The organism is Streptomyces sp. NPDC008238 (genome assembly GCF_042956445.1).
GTDB lineage: Bacteria > Actinomycetota > Actinomycetes > Streptomycetales > Streptomycetaceae > Actinacidiphila.
Genome location: NZ_JBIBGK010000001.1, coordinates 245427 through 263916, shown reverse-complemented (window position 1 = coordinate 263916; position 18490 = coordinate 245427). Strand labels below are relative to the sequence as shown.

The window sequence follows — 18490 nt, the reverse complement described above, 5'->3', positions numbered from 1 at the left end:
GTTCACGCGGACCCCTCCTCCGGTGCGGGTTCCCACTCGGCGGTCGCCGGCAGGGTGAAGCGGATGCGGGTGCCCTCCGGCCGCCCGGGATCGAGCCAGATCCGGCCGCCGTGGTACTCCACGATCTTCTTGCACAGCGCGAGCCCGATGCCCGTACCGCCGTAGCTGTCGCGGCTGTGCAGACGCTGGAAGATGACGAATATCTTGTCGGCGAACTCCGGCGCCACACCGATGCCGTTGTCGGTGACGGAGAAGCGGAGCATGCCGTCCCCGTCCGAGGGCTCAGCGCCGTCCGGCGTCCCCGGGTCGTCCAGGGTGATGGTCACCCGCGGCGGCCGGTCCTCCGCGCGGAACTTGACGGCGTTGCCCACCAGGTTCTGCCAGAGCATGGTCAGCAGGGTCGGGTCGCCCACGGTGGCGGGCAGCGCGGGCGGCCGCTCGACGACGGCGTCCGACTCCTCGATCGCGACGGACAGGTTGCCCAGCGCGCGGTCCAGCGGCTCGTCCAGGGCGACCGGCACACTGGCGTCGCCCAGCCGCCCGACCCGGGAGAACGTCAGCAGGTCGTTGATGAGCACCTGCATGCGCTTGGCGCCGTCGACGGCGAAGGCGATGTACTGCGTGCCGCGTTCGTCGAGGCTGTCGCCGTAGCGCTTCTCCAGCAGCTGGCAGAAGGACGCCACCTTACGCAGCGGTTCCTGCAGGTCGTGGGAGGCGACGTAGGCGAACTGCTCCAGCTCCGCGTTGGAGCGGCGCAGTTCGCCGGCCTGCAGCTCGCGCAGTTCGCCCTCGTGGCGCAGTTGTTCCGCCTTGCGCCGCGACTCCCCGAGCTCCGTGACGATGCGCAGCCGCATCCCCTCCACGGCGGTCCCGACGGCGTGCAGGTCGGCGGGGCCCTGGGCCTGGATGCGGCGGTCGTACTCGCCGCCCGACACCTCCTGCACGGCCTCCCGGAGCCGGTTCAGCGGGCGGACGACCACCAGCCGCACCACGGCCGCGAGCGCGACGGCGGTGAGGAAGAACGCCAGGACCATGAGCCCGAAGACCCGGTCCCGCAGGGTGCGGGCGTCCGCCAGCTGCCGCGTCCCGGCGGCCCGTTCGGCGTCCAGCCGGCGGACCTGCGCCGCGGACAGGACGCGCACCCGGTCGAAGGCCTCCTTGCCCCGGCGGGTGGTGGCCGCGTCGGGGGTGCCGCCGCCGAGGGCCTTGGTGCGGTCGACGACCTGCTGCGCGTACCGCCGGCGCCAGTCGGCGGCGGCCTGCCGCAGCGCGTCGAGGTCGCGGACGAGTTCGGGCAGGCCGTCCACCAGGCCGCGCGTGCGCCGGGCGGCGTCCTCCTCGACGGCGCGGCCGCGGGTGTAGGGCTCCAGGAAGTCCAGGTCGCCGGTGATGGCGTAGCCGCGGACCCCGGTCTCCTGGTCCACCAGGGCGGTCTGCAGGCGGTAGGCCTCGACCCGCGCGGGCGAGACCCGGTCGATGAGGTGGTCCGAGACCTCCGCCGTGCGGCGCAGCTGGGTGAAGCCGACGCCCGCGGCCACGGTCATGAACACCCCCAGGGCGGCGAGGACCAGCACGATCCAGCCCTGGACGGTCAGCCGCGCGCGGGCGGCCCTCACGACGAGGCGTTCCAGGTGAGGTGGACCACGGCCAGGTCGTCGTCCAGGCCGCCGTGGTCGGCGGCCAGGGCCTCGGCGCGGGCGATGATGGTGTCGACGAACTCCGAGGCGGGCAGCGTGGCGTGCGCTCTGGCCAGGGCGAGCAGGCCGTCCTCGCCCAGCCGTCCCTGGTCGGTGCGGCCCTCGAACAGCCCGTCCGTGAAGAGCATCAGCGACTGGCCGGGGCGCAGTTCCAGCCGGCCCTCGGGCCAGTCCCCCTGGCCGGGCACCACACCCAGGGCGGGCCCGCGGGGCGGTTCGATGTACTCGACGGTGCCGTCCGGGATCAGGCTGAGCAGTCCGTGGTGCCCGGCCCGCCACACACGGGCGCTGCGGCGGTCCGGGGCGAGGGTGAGGATGGTGGCGGTGGCGAAGATCTCCGGGGCGGCGCGTTCGGCGACCAGCACCTGCTCCAGCAGGGCGAGCTGCCGGGAGCCCTCGACCCCGGTCAGCACCAGGGTGCGCCAGGCGATGCGCAGTCCGACGCCGAGCGCCGCCTCGTCGGGCCCGTGCCCGGACACGTCCCCGATGAGGGTGTGGACGACGCCCTCGTCGGTCTCCACGACGTCGTAGAAGTCGCCGCCGAGGAGGGCGTCCGCCCGGCCGGGACGGTAACGGGGCGTGACGGTGACGTCCTTGGTGCGCAGCATGGGCAGCGGGAGCAGCCCGCGCTCCAGGCGGGCGTTCTCCTGGGCCCGCATCTGGCTGGCCCGCAGGGCGACGGCCGCGCGTTCGGCCTGCTTGCGTTCGACCGCGTAACGCAGCGCGCGGCCGAGGAGTTCGCCCTCGACGCGTCCCTTGACCAGGTAGTCCTGGGCCCCCGCGGACAGCGCGGCCAGGCCGGTCCGTTCCTCGGCGAGACCGGTGAGCACGACGACGGCGGCGCGGTCGGTGAGCGACAGGGCGCGGCCGAGGGCGTCGAGGCCCTGGCCGTCGGGCAGGTGCAGGTCGAGCAGGACGCAGTCGGCGGGACGCGCGGCCAGTTCGACGCCGGCCTCGGCCAGTGTGCGCACCCAGCGCAGGTCGACGGGCACCCCGCTGTCGGCGACCAGTTCCTCCACCAGGAGCGCGTCCCCCGCGTCGTCCTCGACGAGCAGGACGGCGAGCCGGGTGCGCCGGCCGTCCCCCTGTCTGGGGACGACGCCCTCGGGGGGCGTCAGCGTGTTGCCTTCCACATCGTCTCCCACCCTGCGGTGGCCCCGGGTGGGGCGATCGGATCGTACGCGACCGGCACCCGGGCCGGGTGGCCTTTGGGACAGTGCCGGTCATCTTCGATCATTGCCGTTTGGCAACAGTAGTCGAACGCAACAATTGCACGAAGGGCCGCCCGCACGCCAACGTGTCCGGACGCCGTCAGCACGTCCCGGTCGGCTACGCGGTGTGACTGTGCTCCCCGGCAGCCGGCACGGCACCGAGCCCCGTCGACTCGGCGGCCGAACAGAACGCGGTCAGCCCCTCCAGCAGCGCGCGCCGGGCCCGTTCGGGCATCGCCGCCACGACCGTCGACAGTTCCCGCTCGCGGCGTTCCCGCAGCTGGGCGAGGAAGGCGACACCGCGCGGGGTGAGCCACAGGCACACCTCACGGCGCGAGGTGGGGCTGGTGTCCCGGGTGAGGTACCCCACCGCCTGGAGGCGGTCGCAGAGCCGGCTCACCGCGGGCGGCCCGGCGCCCAGCACGTCGCACAACGTCCGCAGGTTGATCCCCTCGTTGCCCTCCAGCGCGAACAGCAGGCGCAGCTGCGAGGGCGGCACGGGAGGATCCCCCGCGTCCCTGCCGCGGCCCCACAGCACCTCGAGTGCCTCGACCACGGACGACGCCGCGTCCACGGCGGCGTCCCGCTGCGATCCGGCGGTGGCGGGCAAGAGACCCTCCTCACGGCGTGCCGCCCGCGGGATACCGCCGGCGAGCGGGTAGACGAAGACAGGACAGGGCGCGCCAAACCGCGCGCCACCACGCTAACCGACCCGCCCACCGACCCAGAAGGACCGTCACACCCCGGTGAACCGACACACCCCGCTCGCCGCCGAACGCGCCCTGCGCGCGGCGCCCCCGCACGCCCTGCCCGCCGCCCTCGCGGACGTCCTGCGCACCCACTGCGCGGCCCGCTCCGTGGAGGTCCTGCTCGCCGACTACGGCCTGGCGGCGCTCCAGCCGGTCTCCGCCCCCGAGTCCGCGGAGGCCGCCGTACCCCTCGCGGCGACGCCCGAGGGCCGGGCCTTCGGATCCCAGCAGCCGTTCGCCGAGCCGGCGGGCGACGGCGGCGTACGCCTCCACCTGCCGGTGAGCGTGCGCGGCGACCGGATCGGCGTGCTCAGCGTCACACTCCCCGGTGAGCCCGCGCCCGAGGAGGTGCGCGACCTCGGCGAGGTCGCCGAGATCCTCGGCCACCACCTCCTCGTCGCCGACCGGGACACCGACCGCTACCTGCGCGCCCGGCGCCGGGACCGGCTCACCCTCGCCGCCGAGGTGCAGTGGGAACTGCTGCCCGGACGGGCCTGCGCCCGGCCCGAGTACGCCCTCGGCGCCCAGCTGGAGCCCGCCTACGACATCCACGGCGACAACTTCGACTGGTCGGCCTCCGCGACGGACCTCACGCTGTCCGTCACCAACGGCATGGGGCAGGGCATCGAGGCCGCCCTGCTGACCAGCCTCACCGTGAACGCCCTGCGCAACGCACGGCGCGCCGGCGTCCCCCTCGCCGACCAGGCCATGCTGGCCGACCAGGCCGTCTACGCCCGCCACCGGGGCGAGCAGTACGTCTCGGTGCTGCTGATGCGCTTCGACCTGGTGACCGGCGCGGCCGAGGTGGTCGAGGCCGGGTCGCCGCGCGTGTACCGGCTGCGCGGCTCGGCGGTGGAGCGGATCGGCTTCGAGGCGCAGTCGCCGCTGGGCATGTTCGAGGACACCCCCTACGTCCCGCAGCCCTTCGAGGTCCGCTCCGGGGACCGGCTCCTGGTGGTCAGCGACGGCGTGTACGCGACCGCCTCACCCGGCGGCGAGACGTACGGCGAACGGGCGCTGTCCCGTGCGGCGCTGGCCACCCGGCTGCTCCCGGCCGCGGACGTCCCGCGCGCGATCCTGGGTGAACTGCCGGGCCACCGCGTCCTGCCGGAGGCGGAGGACGACGCCCTGGTGGTGTGCCTGGACTGGCGGTGAACCGCAGGGTGGAGCTTGCCTGGTGAGGGGCGATGGGGAAGACTCTTGCCGAAGGGCAACTGTTTGCCCAGCCAACCTTCGTCCAGGTACGAGAGGGTGACCGGAGCGAGCCCGACGGTCCCACACGGCCCCGGCCTTGCTGCTACCGCATTGTGACGTCTCTCCCGCCTCCGCGCTCCTCAGTGGTTCGAGAGCAGGGGTCAGGCACCTCCGCTCGGGTCGGACTGCGGGTGCTGCGCGCGCTGATCGATTCCCTGACCGAGACCGCCGTCGTGGTGTGCGACCGTGCCGGGGTGATACGTGCCGTGAACGCCGTCGTCACCTCCTGGGCCCCGCAGGTCGTGGCCGGCCGTCCGCTCGCCGGCACCGCCCCGGCGTGGCTGACGGCCGCGGACGCCTCCGGTGCCCCCACCGCCCACGGCGGCGTGGGGGGCCGGCAGGTGACCGCGCGCCGCGCCGACCTCCCGGGCGGGCACCACGCCTGGTACCTCACCGACGTCACGGACGCCCGCAGCACCGACCGGGAACTGCGACTCGCCCACGAGCACACGGAGTTCCTCGCCGAGGCGTCCGCCCGGCTGCTCTCCTCCCTCAACCTGCGCAAGTGCCTGGCCGCGACGGCCGAACTCGCCGCCACCCGGCTCGCCGACGCCGCGGTGGTCATCACCCCGCCCGACCGGCGGGGGCTCCGGCTGACCCGGGCGGTCGGGGACCGCACCGGCGTGGAGGAGTGGTGCCTGTCCGCCGACCCCGCCGAAGTTCCCGGGCTGGCCGAGGCCCTGGCCGGCTTCCCCCCGGTGCCGTCCCGCTGGATCGATCCCGCGCAGGCACCGGACTGGCTGCTCCCCGAGGACTTCGGCACGCCGGAGTCGCTGCTGGTGACCCCGCTCCCGGGCAACGGGGTCCCCTCGGGCGCCCTCGTCCTGATGCGCCGCTCCGGCGGGCCGTTCACCGTCGAGGAGGAGACCTTCGCCCGGGTCTTCGCCGCCCGGGCCGGAGCCGCGATCTCCGCGTCCGTCCTCTACACCGAACAGGCGCGCAGTGCCGCCGTGCTCCAGGAGGACCTGCTGCCGCCGCTCCTCAAGCCCATCAAGGGCACCGAGGTCGCCGGCTCCTACCGGCCGTCCCGCGAGACGCTCCGCGTCGGCGGGGACTTCTACGACGCCTACCCCGCCGAGGACTCCGACGGCGAGAGCACCGTGGTGCTCGGGGACGTGTGCGGCAAGGGCCTGGAGGCGGCCGTCCTCACCGGCAGGATCCGCAACACCCTCAGCGCCCTGCGGCTGGTCGAGACCGACCACGTACGGCTGCTGACGCTGCTCAACCACGCGCTCCTCAACACCGCCCACGCGCGCTTCGCCACCATGGTGCTGGCGGGCGTCACCCCGCTCGGCCACGGCCAGGTGCGGCTGCGGCTGACCGCGGGCGGGCATCCGGCCCCGCTCATCCTGCGCGCCTCCGGCGAGGTGGAGGAGGCCGACACCTCCGGCACCCTCATCGGCGCGGTGCCGGACGTACGGGCCACCACCTTCACCACCGTGCTGCAGCCCGGCGAGAGCTGCCTGCTCTACTCGGACGGCGTCACCGAGGCCCGCGGCGGGGTGACGGGCCGTGAGTTCTTCGGCTCGGAGCGGCTGAAGACGACCGTGGCCGGCTGCGTCGGCATGCCGGTGGAGGCCCTCGTCGAACACGTGGAGATGCGCACCACCGAGTGGCTCGCCGACGGCCCGCACGACGACATCGCGCTGGTCGGCATGGCCGCCCCGCGCGGCACCCACCTGAGCGCGGTGAACGGCCACGGACCGGGCAGGTTCACGGGATGAGCACCGTGAACACCCACCGGGCCGCCGCCGGCCCGGCCGAGGACCGGGCCGGCGCCCTGTTCGCCGCCATCGCGGACGGCGACGAGTACGCGGCCGTGGCCGTCGTCGAGGCGGCCGTCGGCGACGGACTCCGGCCGGAGCGCATACTGCAGGAGGTCGTCGCCCCGGCGCAGCGGCGGATCGGCAGGGAGTGGGCGGCCGGCCGGATCACCGTCGGCCAGGAGCACGCCGCGACCGCGATCAGCGAGCGCGCCGTCGCCGCCCTCACCGGCGGCCCGCCGGACCGGCGTGCCTCGCCGCCGCTGGGCCGCGTGGTGGTCGCCTGCGTGGACGGCGAGTGGCACACCATGCCGGCGCGGCTCGTCGCCGAGACGCTGCGGCTGCGCGGCTGGCACGTCGACTTCCTGGGCGCCCACGTGCCGGCCCGGCACCTGGTGGCGCACCTGCACGAGACCGGCCCCGACGCCGTGGCGCTGAGTTCGTCGCTCAGCGTACGGCTGCCCAAGGCGCACGCCACGATCACCGCCTGCCAGGCGGCGGGCGTGGCGGTGCTGGCGGGCGGCCGGGGCTTCGGCCGCGACGGCCGGTACGCGTTCCGGCTCGGCGCGGACGCCTGGGCGGCGTCGGCCCCGGACGCGGCAGACCGGCTGGCGTCGGCCTGGCCGCCGCAGATGCGGCAGCCGCACGAGACCCTCGCCCACCTCGCCGACGACGAGTACACCCTGGTGGTACGGGCCAGGTCCCGGCTCGTCGCCGGGACCATGGAAGCGCTGCCCGGCGTCCTCCCGGCGAGCCGCTCGTACACCGGGCACCAACTCGACCGCACCGCCGAGGACCTGGGCCACATCGCCGACCATCTGGCGGCCGCGCTGTACGTCGACGACGCGGAGCTGTTCGGGGACTTCCTCGTCTGGACCGCGCGGATCCTCGCGGCCCGCGGGGTTCCGGCGACCGCGCTGACCGTGAGCCTGGAGCTGATGGCCACGAGCCTGCGTGACTTCCCCCGGGCGCTCGCGCTCATCGCGTCGGGCGTCGCCGCGATCCGAGGGACGGAGGAGGTGACCGGCCCGGAGCGGCCGGCGAACACCGCATGACGCACTCGCACCTGCCACCCCTGCACCTGACGACCGAGCGCCCCGGCCCCGGCACCGGCACCGGCCCGGGCACCGTGGTCCTCCGCGTCACCGGGGACCTCGACCACGAGACCGCGCCGGACCTGCTGGACGCCGTGTCGGGCGAACTCTCCCCCGGCGACGCGCCCGCGGAGCTGGTCCTCGATCTGTCCGGGGTCGCCGTGTGCGACTCCTCGGGCCTGTCCGCGCTGATCGTCGCCCTGCGCAGGACGTCGGCCGCGGGCACGGCCCTGCGGCTGACCTCCCTGCCGCCGCAGTTGCTGCGGGTCGTCAAGGTCACGGGCCTCGCGGCGCACTTCGCGGCCGCCCTCGACGCCGACCCCCACTCCCGCCGCCCCGCGGAGTCCTGAGCCCCACGTCCGACGACCCTCACGGGATCACGCCGCACGCGTGTCGTCGACCGGCTTCCGCGACGGGCGCGGCACGCGACCCGAGTTCGACAGCCTCGCCGGGTCGTCCCGGCACCGCCCGCCGGCCGCCGCGGGATCACGCCGCACCGTCCGTGCATCGCCGACGGCGGCACACGTGCCCCGGAGGCACAGCCGCACGGGACCGGCGCACGGTCGTCGGGCGCCGCCTCCGGGCCCGCGCGGCCCCGGCTGAGGACCCCGACCGGTCATACTGGTGTCATGACCAGCGCGGCGAGGCAGAGAGCGAGATCCGGCGCATGACGCAGTCCCCCGCCCGGCAGACCGCGCCGGCGGCCGAGGAGCCGCGCCTGACGGTGGACGAGCTGGCGGCACGGTCCGGTACGACGGTCCGCACGATCCGCTTCTACAGCGCCAAGGGCCTGCTGCCGCCGCCCGAACTGGGCACCCGCCGCATCGGTCTGTACGGTCCCGACCACCTCGCCCGGCTGGCGCTGATCGAGGAGCTGCAGCGGCAGGGCCTGACGCTCGCCGCGATCGGCCGCTACCTGGACCAACTGCCCGCCGACATCACCCCCGAGGACCTCGCGCTGCACCGGGCGCTGGTGGCGACGTGGATGCCGGACGCCGCGGAGGAACTGGCCCGTGAAGGGCTGGAGCAGCGGGCGGGCCGGCCGCTGAGCGGAGGCGACCTGGACCGGCTCGCGGCCATGGGCGTGCTGCACCCCACCACGGACCCCAGGGTGCTGCTGGTGAATCCGGCGCTGCTGCACCTGGGCGTGCGCCTGCTGGACGTGCCGATCCCGCTGGAGACGCTGCTCGCCACCCGGGAGATCGTGCTGAAGCACGCCCGCGCGGTCGCCCACGAGCTGCATCGGCTGTTCCAGCAGGAGGTCTGGCAACCGTACGTGGCCGGGCGCCCGGCGCCGGAGGAGCGGGCCCGGATGCGCGGGCTCACCGACGACCTGCAGCCGATGGTCGTCCAGGCCCTGGTCACGGCCTTCCAGCGGTCGCTCGCCGAGGAGCTGCGGGCCACGGCCGCCGGGCTCGGCGACCGGGGGCGCGGCGAGGAGTGACGGCGGCGCCGCGGCCCCCGGTGCGGGGGCCGCGGCGCCGGTCGGTCGGGTCAGCCGTCGGTGAAGGTCTCGCCCCGCTCGGCCTTGCGCACCAGCAGCTCCGGTGCCGCGAAGCGCTCCCCGTAGGCGGCCCTCAACTGCTCGGCGCGGGCGAGGAAGCCGGCTGGGCCACCGGGGTAGCCGTTGACGTACTGCAGGACGCCACCGGTCCAGGCGGGGAAGCCGATGCCCAGGACGGAGCCGATGTTGGCGTCGGCGACGGAGGTGAGGACGCCCTCCTCCAGGCAGCGCACGGAGTCCAGGGCCTCGACGAAGAGCATGCGCTCCTTGAGGTCCTCGAAGGGTACGGCCGCCGCCTCCGGCTCGGTGAAGTGCTCGCGCAGTCCGGGCCACAGGCCGGCCCGCTTGCCGTCCGTGTAGTCGTAGAAGCCGGCGCCGCCGCTGCGTCCGGTGCGTCCGAACTCCTCGACCATGCGGTCGACGACGGCGTCGGCGGGGTGCGGCCGCCAACTGCCCCCGGCCTCCTCCACCGCCCGCCGCGACTCCTCGCGGATCTTCCGGGGCAGGGTGAGCGTCAGCTCGTCCATCAGGGAGAGCACCTTGGCCGGGTAGCCGGCCTGGGCGGCGGCCTGCTCCACGGTGGCGGGGTCGACGCCCTCGCCGACCATCGCGACGCCCTCGTTGATGAAGTGCCCGATGACGCGCGAGGTGAAGAAGCCGCGCGAGTCGTTGACGACGATCGGGGTCTTGCGGATCTGCCGGACCAGGTCGAAGGCGCGGGCGATCGCCTCGTCGCCGGTGCGGGCGCCCTTGATGATCTCGACCAGCGGCATCTTGTCGACCGGCGAGAAGAAGTGCAGGCCGATGAAGTCCTCGCGGCGCTGCACGCCCTCCGCGAGGAGCGTGATGGGCAGGGTGGAGGTGTTGGAGCACAGCAGGGCGTCGGGGGCGACGACGCCCTCGATCTCCTGGAAGACCTTGTGCTTCAGGGCGGGGTCCTCGAAGACCGCCTCGATGACGGCGTCGCAGCCCGCCAGGTCCTGCGGGTCGGCGGTGGGGTGGATCCGGGCGAGCAGTTCGTCCCGCTTGTCCTGGGTGGTGCGGCCCCGGGCCAGGGCCTTGTCGAGGAGGCCCGCGGAGTACGCCTTGCCGCGCTCCGCCGCCTCGGCGCTGACGTCCTTCAGGACGACCTCGATGCCGGCCCTGGCGCAGGAGTAGGCGATGCCGGCGCCCATCATGCCGGCGCCGAGCACGGCCACCTTGGTGACGGTGCGGGCCGGGACGTCCTTGGGGCGGCTGGCTCCGGAGTTGACGGCCTGCATGTCGAAGAAGAAGGCCTGGATCATGTTCTTCGCGATCGGGCCGGTCACCAGCTCGGTGAAGTAGCGGGCCTCGATGGCGAAGGCGGTGTCGACGTCGACCTGGGCGCTCTCCACGGCGGTGGCCAGGATGTTGCGCTGCGCCGGGTAGGGGGCGCCGGCGAGCTGCTTGCGCAGGTTCGCCGGGAAGGCGGGCAGGTTGGCGGCGAACGCGGGGGTGCTGGGGGTGCCGCCGGGGATGCGGTGGCCCTTGACGTCCCAGGGCTGCGCGGACTCGGGGTGGGCGTCGATGAAGGCGTGCGCCTTGGCGAGCATGTCGTCGCGGTCGGTCGCGACCTCGTGGACCAGGCCGTTCTCCAGGGCGCGCCGCGGCTCGTACTGGTTGCCCTGCAGCAGCACCTTCAGCAGCGCGTCGGTGATGCCGAGCAGCCGCACCGTGCGGACCACCCCGCCGCCGCCGGGGAGCAGGCCGAGCGTCGCCTCGGGGAGCCCGATCTTCGAGCCGGGGGCGTCGAGCGCGACCCGGTGGTGGCAGGCGAGCGCGATCTCGTAACCGCCGCCGAGGGCGGCGCCGTTGATCGCGGCGACGACGGGCTTGCCGAGGGTCTCGATGCGGCGCAGGTCGCGCTTCATGCCCGTGCCGGCCTCGAAGATCTGCGGGGCGTCCTCGGGACCCGCCTTGATCATGTCCTTGAGGTCGCCGCCCGCGAAGAAGGTCTTCTTCGCGGAGGTGACGATGACGCCGCGGACGGCGTCGCGTTCCGCCTCCAGGCGGTCGGCGACGGCCCGCAGGGACTCCCTGAAGGCCTGGTTCATGGTGTTCGCGGACTGGTTCGGGTCGTCGAGGACGAGCGTGACGACCCCGGTCTCGTCCTGTTCCCAGCGGATGGTGGTGTTCGTCGGAAGTGCGCTCATGTTCGGTCGGCTCCGTAGCGGGTGAAGCGGGACGGGACGGGGGTGTCAGAGGCGTTCGACGACGGTGGCGATGCCCATGCCGCCGCCGACGCACAGCGTGGCGAGTCCGTACCGCTGGTCGCGGCGCTCCAGTTCGTCGACCAGGGTGCCCAGGATCATGGCGCCGGTGGCACCGAGGGGGTGGCCGAGCGCGATGGCGCCGCCGTTGACGTTGACCTTGTCGTGGCTCAGGCCCATCTCGCGCATGAAGCGCAGGACGACGGCGGCGAAGGCCTCGTTGATCTCGACGAGGTCGATGTCGTCGACGGTCAGCCCGGCCTTGGCGAGTGCCTTGCGGCAGGCGGGGGCGGGGCCGGTGAGCATGATGGTGGGGTCCGAGCCGGACACCGCGGCGGAGACGATGCGGGCGCGCGGGGTCAGTCCGTAGCGCTCCCCCGTCTCGCGGTTGCCGATGGCCACCAGGGCGGCGCCGTCCACGATGCCGGACGAGTTGCCCGCGTGGTGGACGTGGTCGATCCGCTCGATCCAGTGGTACTTCTGCAGCGCGACGGCGTCGAAACCGCCCGCCTCGCCGATCGTGGCGAAGGACGGCTTGAGCCCGGCCAGGCTCTCGGCGGTGGTGCCGGGGCGGATGTGCTCGTCGCGGTCGAGGACGACCAGGCCGTTGCGGTCGAGGACGGGGACGACGGAGCGGTCGAAGCGGCCCTCCTTCCACGCCTCGACGGCGCGGGCCTGCGACTCGGCGGCGTAGGTGTCGACGTCGTGGCGGCTGAGGCCCTCGATGGTGGCGATGAGGTCGGCCCCGACGCCCTGCGGCACGAAACCCGTGGTGTAGCTGGTCATCGGGTCCATGGCCCAGGCGCCGCCGTCGGAGCCCATCGCGACGCGGGACATCGACTCGACACCGCCCGCGAGGACGAGGTCCTCCCAGCCGGAACGGACCTTGGCGGCGGCCATGTTGACGGCCTCCAGACCGGAGGCGCAGAAGCGGTTCTCCTGGACGCCGGCCACGGTCTCGGGCAGCCCGGCGGCGATGGCGGCGGTCTTGGCGATGTCGGAGCCCTGGTCGCCGATCGGGGTGACGACGCCGAGCACGATGTCGTCGATCGCGGCCGGGTCCAGGCCGGGCAGGCGGCGGCGCAGTTCGTCGATGAGCCCGGTGACCAGGTCGATGGGCTTGGTGCCGTGCAGGGAGCCGTTGGCCTTGCCGCGCCCGCGCGGGGTGCGGATGGCCTCGTAGACGTAGGCGTCGGTGCTCAACGTCGGGTGCCTTTCGGTGAGGGTGCCGGTGTGGGCAGGGTCCGGGTGGGTCTGTGGGGTGGGGCGGGACGGGGCCGCGGTGGTCAGCCGAGCAGCGAACGGCCGATGATCTCCTTCATGATCTCCGTGGTACCGCCGTAGATGGTCTGGACGCGCCCGTCGGTGAAGGCCCTGGCGATCGGGAACTCGCGCATGTAGCCGTAGCCGCCGTGCAGTTGCAGGCAGCGGTCGGTGACCCGCTTCTGCAGTTCCGTCGCCCACCATTTGGCCATCGACGCGTGGACCGCGTCGAGGCGGCCCGCCGTGTGCTCGCCCACGCAGCGGTCGACGAAGGTGCGGGTGACGGCGCATTCGGTGGCCATCTCGGCGATCTCGAACCGTACGTGCTGCAGCCGGGCGAGCGGCCGGCCGAAGGCCTCGCGCTGCTTGACGTAGGTGGTGGTGAGCTCCAGCAGGTGCTCGGCGGCGGCCGCCGCGGCAATGGCGATGGTGAGCCGCTCCTGGGCGAGGTTGGCCATGAGGTGGAGGAAGGCCTGGTTCTCGGTGCCCAGCAGGTTCTCCTTGGGCACCCGCACCTGGTGGAAGAAGAGTTCGGCGGTGTCCTGGGCCTTCTGGCCGATCTTGTCGAGGTTGCGGCCGCGCTCGAAGCCGGGCATGCCGCGTTCCACCACGAGCAGGCTCAGCCCGCGCGCACCGCCCTCGGGGGTGGTGCGGGCGACGACCACCACGAGGTCGGCGAGGATCCCGTTGGAGATGAAGGTCTTGGAGCCGTCGAGTATCCAGGCGTCGCCCGCGTCCGTGGCGGTGGTGCGGATGCCCTGCAGGTCGGAGCCGGCGCCGGGTTCGGTCATGGCGATGGCCGTGATGGTCTCGCCGCTGCAGAATCCCGGCAGCCAGCGCCGCTTCTGCTCCTCGGTGGCCAGTCCCGTCAGGTAGGGGCCGACGATGTCGTTGTGCAGGCCCAGGGCGAGCCCGTGCGCACCGGCGCGGGCGAACTCCTCGGCCAGCACGACCGCGTGGCGGAAGTCGTCGTTGCCCCCGCCGCCGTACTCCTCGGGCACCGCGGGGCCGAGCAGGCCCTGGCGGCCGGCGGCGAGCCAGGCCTCCCGGTCGACGATGCCGGCCTTCTCCCAGCGCTCGTGGTGCGGCAGCACCTCCTTGGCCAGGAAGGCCCTGACGGTAGCCCGGAACGCCTCGTGCTCGGCCGTGAAGAGCTCGCGCTGCATGCTGGTGCCTGCCTTCCGCCGCTGGCCCGGCTACGGGAGCCGGTCCGCGGCCCGCTCGACGAGGGAGGTGACGGGCGTCGCGGCGGCGGGCGCGACCGCCCGCGGCACCGGGAGGTCCCAGTCGCGGGCGACCTCCGCGGTGTGCGCGCCGGGCAGGGCGGGCGGTCGCCGCAGCGCGCCGGGGGTGACGGAGAAGCGCGGGGCGGGGGCGGGCTGGGTGACGCCGCCGGGGCCGGCGAAGGTGCCGCGGGCCGCCAGGTGGGGATGGGCCGCGGCCTCGGCCAGCGACAGCACCGGCGCCGTGCAGGCGTCGCTGCCCTCGAAGACCTCCGTCCACTCCTGGCGGGTACGGGACCTGAAGCGGGCCGCGATCACCGCGCGCAGTTCGTCCCAGCGTCCGAGGTCGCCCCGGTCCGGCGCGTCCTCGGGGAGGCCGAGCAACCGGGCGAACTCGGCGTAGAAGGCGGGCTCCAGGGCGCCGACGGCCATCCATCCGCCGTCGGCCGTCTCGTAGACGGCGTAGTAGGGGCAGCCGCCGTCCAGCAGGTTGACGCCCCGCCGGTCCTGCCAGCCGCCGGCGGCGGCCATGCCGCGGATCATCGCGCCGAGGTGGGCGACACCGTCGACGATCGCCGCGTCGACGACCTGGCCTGTGCCGGTGGTCCGGGCGTGGTGCAGGGCGGCGAGCACCCCGGTGACCAGGTAGAGGGAGCCCCCGGCGTAGTCGCCGAGCAGGTTGGCCGGGATCGCGGGCGGTCCGTCGCCGGGGCCGATCATCCCGAGGGCCCCGGCGACGGCGATGTAGCCGATGTCGTGCCCGGCGCGCGGGGCGAGCGGCCCGTCCTGGCCCCAGCCGGTCATGCGGCCGTAGACGAGGCGGGGGTTGCGGGCGTGGCAGTCGGCCGGGCCGACGCCCAGACGTTCGGCGACGCCGGGGCGGTTGCCCTCCAGCAGGACGTCGGCGCGGGCGGCCAGGTCCAGGACCAGCCGTACGCCCTCCTCGCTCTTGAGGTCGGCTACCACGGAGCGCTTGTTGCGGTTGGTGACGTCGTGCGCCGGGTCGATGCCGAGCCGGGAGCCGCCGGGCCGGTCGACGCGGACGACGTCGGCGCCGAGGTCGCCGAGGAGCATGGCGGCGAACGGGGCTGGGCCGACCCCGGCCAGTTCCACCACGCGCACACCGGTGAGCGGCCCGCCCGCGGTGGACGCCTCGGACGCCTCCCGCGGTCGCGTTCGCGCCTCGGTCATCGGGGGCCTCCGGCTTCACGGCGAGCATGACAGTATTGCTGTAACACTGGCGATGCTATGGATGCGCGATGCCGTTGACAAGGGCCGCAGCCCCGGCGGGCCGCGGTTCGTGTGAGGATCACCACCATGGAGGAGGCACAGTGGCAGAGGTGACGGACGCAGGCCCGCCGGACGACGCCGTACGGGTGAGGGAGCTCTGGCAGGGCCTGGGCCTGCCGGGGATCGTGGACGTGCACACGCACTTCATGCCGGACCGCGTGCTCGCCAAGGTCTGGGCGTACTTCGACTCCGCCGGCCCGCTCACGGGCCGGCCGTGGCCGATCGCGTACCGCACCGGCGAGGAGGAGCGGGTGGCCACGCTGCGGGCGTACGGGGTTCGCGCCTTCACCTCGATGCTCTACCCGCACAAGCCGGCGATGGCCGCCTGGCTGAACGCCTGGGCCGCGGACTTCGCCGCCCGGACGCCCGACTGCCTGCACACGGCGACCTTCTTCCCGGAGCCGGAGGCGCCCGGCTACGTCCGGCAGGCCCTGGAGGCCGGCGCCCGGGTCTTCAAGTGCCACGTGCAGGTGGGGGCCTTCGACCCCAACAACCCGCTGCTCGACCCCGTCTGGGGGCTGCTCGCAGACGCCGGCGTCCCCGTCGTCACCCACTGCGGCTCGGGTCCCGTCCCCGGCCGGCACACGGGTCCCGGCCCGATCGCCCGGCTGCTGGCCCGGCACCCCCGGCTGCGGCTGGTCGTCGCGCACATGGGCATGCCCGAGTACGGGGCGTTCCTGGACCTCGCCGAGCGGTACGAGGGCGTGCACCTGGACACCACGATGGCGTTCACGGACTTCAGCGAGGCCGCCGCGCCCTTCCCGCCCCCGGAGCGCAAGCGGCTGGCCGACCTCGGCGAACGCGTGCTGTTCGGCAGCGACTTCCCCAACATCCCGTACGCGTACCTGCACGCGCTGCGGGCGCTGACGCGGCTGGAGCTGGGCGACGCGTGGACGCGGGGCGTCCTGCACGGCAACGCCGTACGCCTCTTCGGGATGCCGCGATGATGCCGCCCGGGCGGCCCGCGGGGCCGGAGGCGATCACCACGCCGCGGCTGCTGCTCGAACCGCTGCGGGTGGAGCACGCGGAGGAGATGGCCGACGTGCTCTCCGACCCCGGGCTCCACGAGTTCACCGGCGGCACCCCGTACGACGCGCCGGGCCTGCGCGCCCGCTACACGCGCCTGGTCGCCGGCTCAGGGGACCCCGCGGTCTCCTGGTGGAACTGGGTGCTCCGGCTCCGCGAGGACGGCCGCCTCGCCGGCACCGTGCAGGCCACGGTGGGGTGGGACACCCCTGACGGCACGGTCGCGGAGGTCGCCTGGGTGGTCGGCACGCCGTGGCAGGGCCGCGGCATCGCCACCGAGGCGGCCGTCGCCCTGGTCAGATGGCTCACGACGCTCCCGGTCGGCCACGTGATCGCCCACGTCCACCCGGAGCACGGGGCTTCCGGGGCGGTCGCGGCCGCCGCGGGCCTGGCGCCCACGTCCGTCGTCGTGGACGGCGAGACCCGCTGGCGGCGCGACGTCACCCCGCCTTCCGGCGCCGCACGGGGCTGACCGGCCCGGGCGCACGGAGGAGGGTGCGGGGTAGGGCACGGTACGGCGACACCGGCGGGCCGCCACGGGCGCCGTTGCGGGCGCCGGCCGCCGGCGTGATGAAGGATGTCCCCGCCCGGAACATCCCGTTACGTCCCGCCGCACACGCCCCGGAGGTACCCCTTATGGCGCCACGTCCGCACTGGCTCTTCGGCGACCAGTTGGGGCCGCACTTCCTCGGCCGCGGCGTCCCCGTGGTGATGATCGAGGCACGCTCGGCGTTCGCCCGGCGCCGCTCGCACCGCGCCAAGGCACACCTCGTGCTGTCGGCGATGCGGCACCGGGCGGCGGAACTCGGCGACAGGGTGCGCTACGTGCGGGCCGCGACCTACCGCGAGGGGCTGCGCGAGGCGGTCGGCGACGCGCGGGTGACAGTGTCCCGGCCGGCCTCGCGGGCCGCGCTGCGCCTGGTGGAGGGGCTGGACCAGGTCGAGGTCCTGCCGGACCGGGGATTCCTGGTGTCGCGCGAGGACTTCGCCGGCTGGCTCGAAGGGCGCCGCGGCGGACGCCTGCTGCTGGAGGACTTCTACCGCTGGGTGCGCCGGTCCCACGACCTGCTGATGGACGGCGGCGAACCGGCGGGCGGCCGCTGGAACCTGGACCACGACAACCGGGAGCCGCCGCCGCGCGACCGGGACGACCTCGGGGTGCCGCCGCCGTGGCGGCCGCGCGAGGACGAGATCGACGAGGAGGTCCGGCGCGACCTGGACCGCTGGGAGCGCGAGGGCCTGGTCCGCTTCGTCGGACGCGACGGCCCGCGGCTGTTCCCCGCGACCCGGCACGAGGCGCTGGCGGCGCTGCGCGCCTTCGTGGCGCACCGGTTGCCGGATTTCGGCCGGTACGAGGACGCGATGCTGGCCGGGGACCCGGTGATGAGCCACAGCCTGCTCTCCGCCCCCCTGAACCTGGGGCTGTTGCACCCCGCCGAGTGCGTCGAGCGGGCGGAACGCGCCCTGCGCAGCGGTGAGGCGCCGCTGAACAGCGTGGAGGGCTTCGTCCGGCAGGTCGCCGGATGGCGGGAGTACGTGCAGCAGGTCTACTGGCACTTCGGCGCGGACTACCGGCAGCGCAACGCGCTGGATCACCACACGCGACTGCCGCGGTGGTTCCTGGAACTGGACGCGGACGCGGTGCGGGCCCGCTGCCTGTCGACGGTGCTGGCCCAGGTCCGGGACACGGGCTGGACCCACCACATCCCCCGGCTGATGGTGCTGGGCAGCCACGCACTCCAACAGGGCTGGGACCCGGCGGAGTTGACGGACTGGTTCCACCGATGCTTCGTCGACGGCCACGACTGGGTGATGGCGCCGAACGTGGTCGGGATGTCCCAGTACGCGGACGGCGGGCTGATGACGACCAAGCCGTACACCTCGGCGGGCGCCTACATCCACCGCATGAGCGACCTGTGCGACGGCTGCGCCTACCGGCCCGCCGAACGGACGGGCGAGCGCGCCTGCCCGTACACGACCGGCTACTGGTCCTTCGTGCACCGGCACCGCGATCTGCTCGCCGCCAACCACCGTACGGCGAGGGCGGTTCGGGCTCTGGAGCGGCTGGGGAACCTGCCCGAGGTGCTGGCGCTGGAGGAGGAGCGCGGGCGCCGAACTCCGTGACGGAGTGCAACCTCGGCCGCGCAGCGGGTACCCGAACACAGGTGCCCCCGGGCGACACCTA

Annotated in this window: 15 protein-coding genes; 8 read left to right on the top strand and 7 right to left on the bottom strand. The window is 74.3% G+C overall.

The annotated features are described in order from the left end of the window. Nucleotides 1-2 precede the first annotated feature (2 nt). From ACFZAU_RS01195 to ACFZAU_RS01185, 3 genes are all read right to left on the bottom strand, one after another. Nucleotides 3-1616 carry a sensor histidine kinase gene (locus ACFZAU_RS01195; protein ID WP_500550510.1) on the bottom strand — a complete coding sequence of 538 codons (1614 nt, stop codon included), beginning with the start codon at nucleotides 1614-1616 and terminating at the stop codon, nucleotides 3-5. Then, nucleotides 1613-2830, bottom strand: coding sequence for a PP2C family protein-serine/threonine phosphatase (locus tag ACFZAU_RS01190; protein WP_500550509.1), 1218 nt, complete (start codon nucleotides 2828-2830; stop codon nucleotides 1613-1615). The genes ACFZAU_RS01195 and ACFZAU_RS01190 overlap by 4 nt, the downstream gene beginning before the upstream one ends. A gap of 196 nt (nucleotides 2831-3026) precedes the next feature. Next, nucleotides 3027-3518 (bottom strand): MarR family winged helix-turn-helix transcriptional regulator, encoded by a 492-nt coding sequence (locus ACFZAU_RS01185; RefSeq protein WP_500550508.1) that lies wholly within the window; start codon nucleotides 3516-3518, stop codon nucleotides 3027-3029. A gap of 136 nt (nucleotides 3519-3654) precedes the next feature. Here ACFZAU_RS01185 and ACFZAU_RS01180 point away from each other — a divergent pair, with 136 nt between their 5' ends. From ACFZAU_RS01180 to ACFZAU_RS01160, 5 genes are all read left to right on the top strand, one after another. After that, nucleotides 3655-4812, top strand: a complete 1158-nt coding sequence (locus tag ACFZAU_RS01180; RefSeq protein ID WP_500550507.1) for a PP2C family protein-serine/threonine phosphatase — start codon at nucleotides 3655-3657, stop codon at nucleotides 4810-4812. A gap of 230 nt (nucleotides 4813-5042) precedes the next feature. After that, nucleotides 5043-6635: a PP2C family protein-serine/threonine phosphatase gene (locus ACFZAU_RS01175; RefSeq protein WP_500550506.1), complete on the top strand. Its 1593-nt coding sequence runs from the start codon at nucleotides 5043-5045 to the stop codon at nucleotides 6633-6635. Then, nucleotides 6632-7729, top strand: a complete 1098-nt coding sequence (locus ACFZAU_RS01170; RefSeq protein WP_500550505.1) for a cobalamin B12-binding domain-containing protein — start codon at nucleotides 6632-6634, stop codon at nucleotides 7727-7729. Before ACFZAU_RS01175 ends, ACFZAU_RS01170 begins: the two co-directional genes overlap by 4 nt. After that, nucleotides 7726-8118, top strand: a complete 393-nt coding sequence (locus ACFZAU_RS01165; protein ID WP_500550504.1) for an STAS domain-containing protein — start codon at nucleotides 7726-7728, stop codon at nucleotides 8116-8118. The genes ACFZAU_RS01170 and ACFZAU_RS01165 overlap by 4 nt, the downstream gene beginning before the upstream one ends. 317 nt (nucleotides 8119-8435) lie before the next feature. After that, a complete protein-coding gene (locus ACFZAU_RS01160; protein ID WP_500550503.1) occupies nucleotides 8436-9212 on the top strand; it encodes a MerR family transcriptional regulator in 777 nt (258 codons plus the stop codon). A 50-nt stretch (nucleotides 9213-9262) separates the two neighbouring features. On the opposite strand, the gene ACFZAU_RS01155 is transcribed toward ACFZAU_RS01160, so the two are convergent. From ACFZAU_RS01155 to ACFZAU_RS01140, 4 genes are all read right to left on the bottom strand, one after another. Then, nucleotides 9263-11446 carry a 3-hydroxyacyl-CoA dehydrogenase NAD-binding domain-containing protein gene (locus tag ACFZAU_RS01155; RefSeq protein ID WP_500550502.1) on the bottom strand — a complete coding sequence of 728 codons (2184 nt, stop codon included), beginning with the start codon at nucleotides 11444-11446 and terminating at the stop codon, nucleotides 9263-9265. 45 nt (nucleotides 11447-11491) lie between these two features. After that, nucleotides 11492-12706, bottom strand: coding sequence for an acetyl-CoA C-acetyltransferase (locus ACFZAU_RS01150; protein WP_500550501.1), 1215 nt, complete (start codon nucleotides 12704-12706; stop codon nucleotides 11492-11494). Nucleotides 12707-12789: 83 nt separating this feature from the next. After that, nucleotides 12790-13932 (bottom strand): acyl-CoA dehydrogenase family protein, encoded by a 1143-nt coding sequence (locus tag ACFZAU_RS01145; protein WP_500550500.1) that lies wholly within the window; start codon nucleotides 13930-13932, stop codon nucleotides 12790-12792. Nucleotides 13933-13962: 30 nt separating this feature from the next. Next, nucleotides 13963-15180 carry a CaiB/BaiF CoA transferase family protein gene (locus ACFZAU_RS01140; protein ID WP_500550499.1) on the bottom strand — a complete coding sequence of 406 codons (1218 nt, stop codon included), beginning with the start codon at nucleotides 15178-15180 and terminating at the stop codon, nucleotides 13963-13965. Nucleotides 15181-15320: 140 nt separating this feature from the next. Between ACFZAU_RS01140 and ACFZAU_RS01135 the strand changes: the two genes are divergently transcribed. The 3 genes from ACFZAU_RS01135 to ACFZAU_RS01125 all read left to right on the top strand — a co-directional run bounded on the left by ACFZAU_RS01135 (nucleotide 15321) and on the right by ACFZAU_RS01125 (nucleotide 18429). Further along, nucleotides 15321-16226 carry an amidohydrolase family protein gene (locus ACFZAU_RS01135; protein ID WP_500550498.1) on the top strand — a complete coding sequence of 302 codons (906 nt, stop codon included), beginning with the start codon at nucleotides 15321-15323 and terminating at the stop codon, nucleotides 16224-16226. Beyond that, a complete protein-coding gene (locus ACFZAU_RS01130; RefSeq protein ID WP_500550497.1) occupies nucleotides 16223-16777 on the top strand; it encodes a GNAT family N-acetyltransferase in 555 nt (184 codons plus the stop codon). Before ACFZAU_RS01135 ends, ACFZAU_RS01130 begins: the two co-directional genes overlap by 4 nt. Nucleotides 16778-16941: 164 nt before the next feature. Then, nucleotides 16942-18429, top strand: a complete 1488-nt coding sequence (locus tag ACFZAU_RS01125; RefSeq protein WP_500550496.1) for a cryptochrome/photolyase family protein — start codon at nucleotides 16942-16944, stop codon at nucleotides 18427-18429. Nucleotides 18430-18490 lie beyond the last annotated feature (61 nt).

Bases quoted from the DNA above. Each gene is read 5' to 3' on its own strand.
- ACFZAU_RS01145 (WP_500550500.1), bottom strand. From the start codon at position 13,932: ATGCAGCGCGAGCTCTTCACGGCCGAGCACGAGGCGTTCCGGGCTACC.
- ACFZAU_RS01165 (WP_500550504.1), top strand. From the start codon at position 7,726: ATGACGCACTCGCACCTGCCACCCCTGCACCTGACGACCGAGCGCCCC.
- ACFZAU_RS01130 (WP_500550497.1), top strand. From the start codon at position 16,223: ATGATGCCGCCCGGGCGGCCCGCGGGGCCGGAGGCGATCACCACGCCG.
- ACFZAU_RS01160 (WP_500550503.1), top strand. From the start codon at position 8,436: ATGACGCAGTCCCCCGCCCGGCAGACCGCGCCGGCGGCCGAGGAGCCG.
- ACFZAU_RS01170 (WP_500550505.1), top strand. From the start codon at position 6,632: ATGAGCACCGTGAACACCCACCGGGCCGCCGCCGGCCCGGCCGAGGAC.
- ACFZAU_RS01140 (WP_500550499.1), bottom strand. From the start codon at position 15,180: ATGACCGAGGCGCGAACGCGACCGCGGGAGGCGTCCGAGGCGTCCACC.
- ACFZAU_RS01155 (WP_500550502.1), bottom strand. From the start codon at position 11,446: ATGAGCGCACTTCCGACGAACACCACCATCCGCTGGGAACAGGACGAG.
- ACFZAU_RS01125 (WP_500550496.1), top strand. From the start codon at position 16,942: ATGGCGCCACGTCCGCACTGGCTCTTCGGCGACCAGTTGGGGCCGCAC.